Genomic DNA, 8,613 nt, shown 5'->3' with positions numbered 1-8,613 from the left:
ATGATGGCAGAGAGGTCACACCCGTTCCCATACCGAACACGGAAGTTAAGCTCTCTAGCGCCGATGGTAGTTGGGACCTTGTCCCTGTGAGAGTAGGACGTCGCCAAGCAATTTTAAGACGAGTCAGAATGACTCGTCTTTTTTGTATGCTTTCATACCTCTGTTAATTGCCTGCTTAACTCCTTCTAAATAGGCGAATCCATGCCTTTTATCTGGTTCTAAGTAAGTACCTTCTGCCCATTCATTCCACGCATTAATAAATAAAAACTCGCTGTTGTAAAGAGAATAGGTACGCTGGATTTGTTTGCTTAAATATATCGTGAACTTCCTAGGGGTAGAACCTAGGAAGATGCTGCTATTTAAGTCTTTGCGGCGTGCTGTATTGTCCCAGTCAACAAAGGCACCAGGAAATGTTTTTTTCTCTGGAGGGGATCGCTTTAGTATATACATCCACACTTTATCATAATCCCAAGCGTTTATTTGTTTACCAGACTCATATATTGTCTTATTTATGTCTGAAGAGCTATCATGAGCAATTGTATAAAAAGGCTCGAATTGAATGCTAGCATCAAATCCATTTATATTAGGAAGTGGAAAGCTGTTTAATGTTTCTGCAAAGTATATACCTTTCAAACCATTTTCTTGTGCGAGTGTATTCCAATAATGAAGCATTTGTTCACAATGAGGGATATGCCCAGGGCGATAAATAATGAATAGTGGTTTATCGTCTATACGGATATATCTCTCATCTTGGAAAGCTTGCAATAAATACTCAAAGTGTTCTTTCCAATCCGATAATTCTCCATAATTTTGAGGCATTAATATGTGACTATCAAGACCATCCCAAGTTTTTGTCCACGGTTCATTTGCCCAAGAAAGGCAAAATGGAAAATCTGGTTCCTTCATCTTAAGTACCTCATTAAAGGGTGCCTCCAATAGCCTCTTCCCTTTAAACCAGTAATGGTAATAACAAAAACCATATATACCATGTGCTTTGGCGATTTCTGCTTGCCATTTTCTTACGGATGGGGTGGTTAAGTCATAATAAAAATCTTGATAAGGTTCTCTAGGTTGGTAATGTCCTGAAAATAAAGGTCGTGCACTTTTAGTATTTGTCCATTCAGTAAACCCTTTCCCCCACCATCGGTCATTTTCTTTTATTTGATGAAACTGTGGTAAGTAAAAAGCGATTATTTTCAAGATATATCCTCCTTATATTCTTCGTAGTTCAAGTGGTGGGAAGTTACTTTTGATTTTTCGAATCTAGTTAAAACATGAGATATGTTATTTACTTACTGTGTTTATGCTGCATAATGAATTCTTTTGTGCAGTTTGCTTGATATGGAAATCTTTGATGATTTAATATATACGGCTGAGATACAAAATGATCTCCATTATAAAATGAGCGAAAAGAGTTAATCTTTTTGGAGAACAAATAGAGCTTGGGGTAACCGGTTTGTATCATCAAAAAAGTCCCGTAGCTTTAAATACTTCTCATAGTGGTTTTTAATATAAGTTCTAGGTATAACGGTTTCCCCATAGAAGCTACTGTTTCTAACGTCTCCAGCTCCCGTAGGGCTGTGGATAAAATTGCCGCTTTCATAATCCGAGATGGCACGATTTATATCTGGAAAAGCTTGAGATAAAGTTTTATGCCATCCCGTTTGAATTAATTCAGGGTGTTCCTTAAATTGTTGACAGAAATCGAGAAAATAGCGTGCTTGTGTTGTGGCGATGAGGATTCCACCTGGACGAAGAATTCTTGAAAATTCCTTTATCCAATTTTCTGCAGTTTCTTCGGATAAATGTGAGAATACAGAATAAGCGAATATGATGTCTAATGAATTGTCATTAATAAATTCTACAGGAGGTTGTGGGGGAGCTATTTTATACCTGCCTCTTCCTAACGTTTCGTTGCAAAGGTTAATCATTGCAGGATCTACATCAATACCAAATAAATTTTTATGGCGAACATCTTTGAAAAAGAAGCGTATGATTCTTCCCCATCCGCAACCAAAGTCTAAAATTTTCCGTTCTTTATTCAAGGGAACGCCTAAATTTTGGGCATATGTTTTTACAAGGCTATAAAACAAATATGCTTCATAAAGAGCATGTTCATAGGAAGCACCTACAAACTGTTGTTGAATTTCTTCGGAGGGGAACATAGGTACGGGGATGCCATTTATCTTTGTTTGTGAGCAACTTTGTATAAATAGATTAAGAAGTTCAACATCAGAAAGTGGGCTAACAAGGTTATCAAAATCACTTCCTAACTTAAAGTTATTCATTTGTTAACCTCCAAATTATATAGTTCCTAAAAATCATTTTCGTGTTTTTTACTAATAAAAACATGTAGAAATTCAGCATCTAACCCCAGTGATCTATCCTTGTGTAAATAAACAATGGTATACATATTTGCATGTGTATAAATGTATTCAATCATATCTTGACCCCAATCAAATGTTACTAAAGACCCGTTCTCATCAATAGGATTACCATGATAAATTGGCTCCTCAATATATTCGATTCCTTCTTTATTGATTCTTGCTCTTTGTAAAGTCTTTGTGAGTGTATGATACCAAGGGACAGTAAACACATGAGCGCCGCCAGGCTTTAATACACGCTCTATTTCTTTAAAGGCTTTGTTTGGCTCCATTACATGTTCAAAGACATCTTGAGTAATGAATAAATCAAAAGATTCATTTTGAAAAGTCATGTCTTCTAAGTTCTCGCATCTAACCCCTTGAAAGTATTGGCCGAGAGGGTAGTTTTTAAAGTATTGAGAGTATGTATAGTTTTTGCAGTTTTTTATTAGTAGTTGAGTTGTAATTCCCCCAGGAGAGGATTCGTGGATATGATAGGAACCCCATTTTGGAAAAAATGTATTTAAAACATGGATTAGAGCGCGCTGCCTTGGTATAGAGTGGCATGTAGAACATAAGTAGTGATCTCTAAGCCAATCATTATGCTCTATAAATGTAGCTTTCTTCTCACAAATAACGCAATATCCATTATTGTGCTTCAAATTACCTTCCACATGACATCACTCCTGTGTAAAAAAATGCATATGACACACACGTCAACAACCAGCGAAATCAAAGAGAGTGGGTGGAAATTAGGGAACTCATAAAAGTGAGATTGGTAGAATGGAACAATTAGCGGGAGAGAACCCCACGCTAATTAAAGTTTCACTTTATGCTATGCGATACATTCGCTTTTATTCATTGAAGAATGTATCGACTTAGAATGTCCCTTTTGTGTACGGATACATTTCAAAGTCTTGTGCATATATTTCTGTAACTAAACCCATGGTTTCTTTATCATAAAAGCTTTCATATGTTGGAAAGCGGGGGAAGGATGCATCTGTAATGCTAAGTTCTGCATAGCTTCCCGTATAAAGCATCTTATGAGCACGATGATGATCTGAATTTGTAAGAAGCGCTAAATTTGATTTAGTCAAATCGTATGTGTGTTCTATCTTGGTGATTTGTGTATTAAAATCTTCTAAAGGAATATAGCATTGGATGAAGTTTTCTTCACCTGGGACGTATTGCTGACTAAAATGTATATCTATTGCTAGGGAATTGGAACCGAATGCTTGAACGTAATATAAAAATTGTTTAAATGATATTCCTTGATTACTATATTTGTCATTATAAAAATAATGCCGGATACTTTCCCATTGAGGGCTAGCATATGGATTGTCAGCAAGCAATAAAAAGGAGCTGACCGCCCTTGTATAGGGATTCCGTACAAGTTTACAAACATCTTTTTTTGCTGTTAGAAGCCCATTTTGTAACGCTGGTATGTAGTTGGTGTTGTTTTTATACACCCAGAATTCATAGTAATGAATAAAGTCATGGTATTTCTTTGCTTCAGGAAATAATCCAATTTGAAAAAAGAACCAATTAGCTAAAGTAGTACATCCGCTTCTATGGCTCCAAAATAGTATAAGTGGAAAGTCTTTATGGAAATGTGGGATTCGATCTTTATGTAGGATTACATGATTTAAAAGCTCTTGATTTACATTCTTCATACATGTAGTGCTCCCTTTTGAAAGTTTTATTTATGGAGAAGGTTTTTAAATAGAATAAACGAGAATATGAGAAGGCAAGTTTTTACTAATCCAATATATTCATGGGAATGAGTAAATATTATGAGTGTTTTTGCGGTCATCTTAAATAAGGTATCGATTCTAAAAGGAAAATATAAAATAAAGATAATGAAAATTTATAAGGGGCATACAATTATAAGAGAATGAATAATAGAGGTGACCAAGTTCGTTTATTTGTATTTCTAGGTGTGATAAGCAAAAATCTTATTACTAGAGAGGATATTATGAGGAAGAATAATTATTTAATAGTAGGCGGAAATAGTTTCATTGGTATAAACCTCGCATTAGGTTTATTGAAACAAGGTCAAAATGTAAAAGTATTTTCCAGACATATAAATAATTTCCCTCAAAATATTATAAGTGAGGTTGAATTTATTAAAGGTGATTTAGCGAATGTTAAAGATATATATAAAGCTTTAGTGAGTGTGGATATTATTATTTATTTAGCTGCAACGTCTAATGTAGCAACTTCAATTGAAGATGTTTTCGGAGATATAAACAGTAGCTTTTTTTTTCTTAACTTCATGGAAAGTGTTAAAAATTTTCCTGTTAAAAAAATTGTATTAGCATCTTCTGGAGGCACGGTTTATGGTGAACCAGAATATTTACCTATTGATGAGGAACATCAATTAAAACCACTTTCTCCTTATGGAATAACAAAAGTATCGCTTGAAAATTACTTGTACTTTTATAAGAAAAAATACGGAATTGACTATGTTGTATGTAGATATTCTAATCCATATGGAAAATATCAAAATCCTTTAAAGAAAGTTGGGGCAATAAATTGTTTTTTGTATCAGCATCTCAGTAATGAAAAGATTAATATATATGGGAATCCACAAGAGATTATTCGAGATTATATTTATATCGATGATTTAGTTGAAATCACTATACAACTATCGCAATTAAATCGTTTGAAATCTTGTGTGTATAACATAGGGAGCGGCAAGGGTCTCTCTTTAAAACGAATTATAGTAGAATTGGAGAAATTAACGGAAAGAAAAGTGGACTTTACCTGCTATAAACAAAGGCAAGAAAATGTTCAAAAAATCATTTTAAATATAGATAGAGTAAGACGAGAATGTAATTGGGAACCGAAAATAGATTTCAAAAGTGGAATTAGATTAAATAAGCTATGGATTGAAGAGTTCTTATATAGTAAAAAATAATAAGCCATGCCCTACTTTTGTATCAGTAGAGCGTGGTTTATTATTTTATTTCTTTTTTTATTACCCAAAGGTCTTGATGTTCCCACCAAAAACCTTCAGTGTATTTTTTGATGACAGGGTTATAGGGTAATAATTTAATTTTGTCACATACGTAAGAGGGACTAACGATCGTTTGCCCGTATTGATGAACATTTAAATCCAATTGTTCACTAGAAGGGAGAAACCAATAACCCTGTTTATTTAAATCTGGAAAGCTGAAGTACTTTTTACTTTGATAACCATGAGTTGTGAAAATGAGTAAGCCTTCAGGAGAAACAGCATTATACAATGTTTGAAGCCAACGAAACCAAGTTGTATCAGGCATATGAGAAAAAAAGGATAGACAAAAGACGATATCATACGTAGACGAGGCCAATTTTACTTGTTCAGGTTCAGGGTGAGATAAGATAGAAGAAGTATTTAATGTGTTTTCAATAAAAGTAATAGCCTCTTCATGTATATCACAGGTAGTTATACTTAAGTTCGTTTGTGGGTTTAATAAATGACGTGTTACGCAGCCATATCCGGATGCGAATTCTAATAATTTAATTGGAGTGTCTATAGGGGGATAAAAGGAAGTAATTAAATCTAAAAGTGTTTCTGCGGATTTTCTCCCATCTTGAAAATAATAATCTATCGCTTCTTTTTTAGATGGGAAGACTGGATTAGTGACAAGGAATTGAAAGATATGATCCTCTGGATGGATACTTGCATTTACATTGTATTTGTGTGCAATTTGAGAAAACAAATCTTTATTTGCTTCTATAAATTCTTTCAAAGAGTAACCCCCCTTAAATGATAGTAACGTTTTACAAGAGATACTGATGGCGAATAAAATATATCATTAAATCTTCAAATATGCTTTAAGGTACTTTCTATATGTGTACATTTTCTTTTTTGAAATGTCGTCGATAGTAAAGGTTTCTTTAATGAAATTCTGCATTTGTACAACTTCACTGTAATGGGAATATGAATCTTCTGTTCTCGTTACGCTATTTGTATGTCGTCTATGATAGTTTAGCGGTTTTGGATTGAAATAAACGTTCCCCTCTTTAAGAATAGAAACATAGAAAAACCAATCACCAGCTACTTTAAACTTTTCTAATTGTTTTTCTGTTGTTTTTATATCTATGTTTTTAAAAACTACACTTGAGACATTAGGTATGGTGTTTTTAATAAGTAATGTATCTTGTATTTCATCTATCCCTTTTCGGAAATAAGAACTTTTCCATTTTTCTTTATCAATATCATTTGTGTAATCTAAATAATGATTGGCTAGGATATTTCCTTGTTCATCTATTTGTTTTGATTGTGTGTAGCTTAAGGTAACATCACCATTTATATGAAACCCTTGTATTACTTCTTCTAAAAATGTCTGATCACATAAGTCATCGGCCTCTGCAATCCAAATATAATCACCGGTTGCTGCAGAGATGCCTTTTATCCATTGTTTAAATACAGAACCAGAGTTTTTATCATTAATAATCTGCTGAACTTTTAGGTGGGGCTTATTTTCGTTTGAGAGCAGCTGTTCAAATATAGATACGCTATTGTCAGTAGAGGCATCGTCTAGGAAAATTAGTTCGTAAAGGGGATAGGTTTGGTTTAATATGGATTTAACTCGGTCAGATAAGTATTTTTCGTAATTATAGTTCGGTATGATTACGCTTATTTTTTTGTAATTATGATCAAGTAGGTTTAACAGTTGATAAATGTAATGAAGAAAGTTGAAATCTTTTTCAATAAGCTCTTGGCCAAAGCGCCCATTTTGTAATCGTAAGTCTTCATCTCCAATAAATTCATATATTCTTTCCAGCATCTGCGGTAAATTTAAAAAGTCTACTAAGGCGCCAGTTTGTTCCGTAACAACATCTTCAAAACCTCCAGCGTTTTTAAACCCTATAACAGGGACTTTTGTATCTAATGCCTCTAAAACAACGTTTGGAAAAGGATCTTCTCTTGAAGTTAATAAATATAAATCAGCCCCGGCGTTATATAAACCGATATCTGGAGTAGGCTCAACTAATGTGAAATGTGCTGTATATCTTGGGGATAGCGTGTTAAAGAAATGAACATCTGTTCTCCCAACCCAGATAAAATGAATATTCGTATGAACCTTTCTTACTGAGTAAGCAATAAGTGAGAATAAATCTATCCCTTTCCGATGATCAGCGAAACCTACTCCTAAAATGATTTTGCTATCTAGAGGCAGGTTGTGTTTTTTTCGTAATTCGCTTCTAGCTTTTGCAATATTGTTCTTATAAGGATTGTGGTTAAACAAGCCTTGAGGGAGGATGTGACATTTTTGATGATCTAATTGGGTGATTGTACAGAATTTTTCATACACGTACTGTGAAGGGAAGACAATTTTGTAAGCAAACTGGGCAATGTTTCTAGCTTTCCCCTCGGCAGAGTACTGTTGTATTAAATGCGGCAATTCATGTATTAATGAAATAACTTTTATATTGTGTTTAGCCAGCAATGCAACTATATCACCACTTATGACGGTACTACATATGGCGATGGTATAGTCTTGTGATAGTAACTTCTTTATTAATAATTCGACCCTTTTTTCTGTTGGGTAGTCTTCCTCTAGGCAATAAACAGGACCATACTTTTGAAAATCGTGGATTAAAATGCCCGTTCCAATAGAAATAATGGCGACGGAGTAATGAAAGTTTTCTTTAAGAGCTTTAATAGTATGTAAAGAAAGCAGCTGTGCTCCGTGGAAATGGGCATCATGGGATACATAAATGATCTTCTTATTAACATGCATTTCATAACGCCTCCTAAGTTAATTAGATTTTTAGTAAATGCATGGTGTATGTATAATTCCTAGAGAGAAGTGGTAGGAGATAATTGTGAATGCAGCTGGAATGTACTCGGAATAAAAAGTGCTACCTTTAATATATATTTGTTTGGCTTGCTATTCATTCTTTAGAAAGGTGTAAGTAAGAAAGTGTAAACTGTCGATTATGAAAGTGATTGCACCAGTTTATTAATCTCTAGGAACGGAGTATAAATGAAGAAGGTTCAATACCCTTTAGAATTTATAAAATAAAAAGGATAAAAGGTATTGACGATTAGGAGATAGAGGTGTAATATAGAACAAGTCGCCGATGCAATAACGCAGAACGCGGCAAACAAAATGAAAAACCTAGTTGACATTAACTAACGAAGATGTTAACATAAGGGAGTCGCAAATGAGCGGCAAACAAGTTCTTTGAAAACTGAACGAAACAAACAACGTGAACGTCAATTTTTATTTTTAGATGCTAGACAAACTAACTT

7 protein-coding genes and 1 rRNA gene are annotated in these 8,613 nt (G+C 34.1%); 2 read left to right on the top strand and 6 right to left on the bottom strand.

Annotation, left to right across the window (positions count from 1 at the left end):
• A 5S ribosomal RNA gene (gene rrf, locus MR066_RS26895) occupies positions 1–109 on the top strand; the annotation flags it as partial.
• Positions 110–123: 14 nt separating this feature from the next.
• On the opposite strand, the gene MR066_RS26890 is transcribed toward rrf, so the two are convergent.
• From MR066_RS26890 to MR066_RS26875, 4 genes are all read right to left on the bottom strand, one after another.
• Positions 124–1,200 carry a glycosyltransferase WbsX family protein gene (locus MR066_RS26890; RefSeq protein ID WP_002140175.1) on the bottom strand — a complete coding sequence of 359 codons (1,077 nt, stop codon included), beginning with the start codon at positions 1,198–1,200 and terminating at the stop codon, positions 124–126.
• 215 nt (positions 1,201–1,415) lie between these two features.
• Entirely contained in the window at positions 1,416–2,288 is an 873-nt protein-coding gene (locus tag MR066_RS26885; RefSeq protein ID WP_242249045.1) for a class I SAM-dependent methyltransferase, read from the bottom strand.
• Between the two features lie 26 nt (positions 2,289–2,314).
• Entirely contained in the window at positions 2,315–3,037 is a 723-nt protein-coding gene (locus MR066_RS26880) for a class I SAM-dependent methyltransferase (RefSeq protein WP_002029458.1), read from the bottom strand.
• Between the two features lie 204 nt (positions 3,038–3,241).
• Complete coding sequence (locus MR066_RS26875; protein WP_088038217.1) at positions 3,242–4,036, bottom strand: sulfotransferase family 2 domain-containing protein; 795 nt, start codon at positions 4,034–4,036, stop codon at positions 3,242–3,244.
• Between the two features lie 302 nt (positions 4,037–4,338).
• Here MR066_RS26875 and MR066_RS26870 point away from each other — a divergent pair, with 302 nt between their 5' ends.
• Entirely contained in the window at positions 4,339–5,283 is a 945-nt protein-coding gene (locus tag MR066_RS26870) for an NAD-dependent epimerase/dehydratase family protein (RefSeq protein ID WP_088038227.1), read from the top strand.
• A 40-nt stretch (positions 5,284–5,323) separates the two neighbouring features.
• Here MR066_RS26870 and MR066_RS26865 read toward each other — a convergent pair whose 3' ends face one another.
• Both MR066_RS26865 and MR066_RS26860 read right to left on the bottom strand, forming a co-directional pair.
• The gene (locus MR066_RS26865; RefSeq protein ID WP_242249044.1) at positions 5,324–6,100 is read right to left on the bottom strand and encodes a class I SAM-dependent methyltransferase; all 777 of its coding nucleotides are present in this window, start codon (positions 6,098–6,100) and stop codon (positions 5,324–5,326) included.
• Between the two features lie 66 nt (positions 6,101–6,166).
• Entirely contained in the window at positions 6,167–8,098 is a 1,932-nt protein-coding gene (locus tag MR066_RS26860) for a glycosyltransferase (protein ID WP_088038221.1), read from the bottom strand.
• Positions 8,099–8,613 lie beyond the last annotated feature (515 nt).

Origin of the sequence: Bacillus cereus group sp. BfR-BA-01523 (assembly GCF_022662615.1) — a bacterium.
GTDB classification, from domain to species: Bacteria; Bacillota; Bacilli; order Bacillales; family Bacillaceae_G; genus Bacillus_A; species Bacillus_A mycoides.
This window is presented reverse-complemented; position numbering and strand designations above follow the sequence as displayed.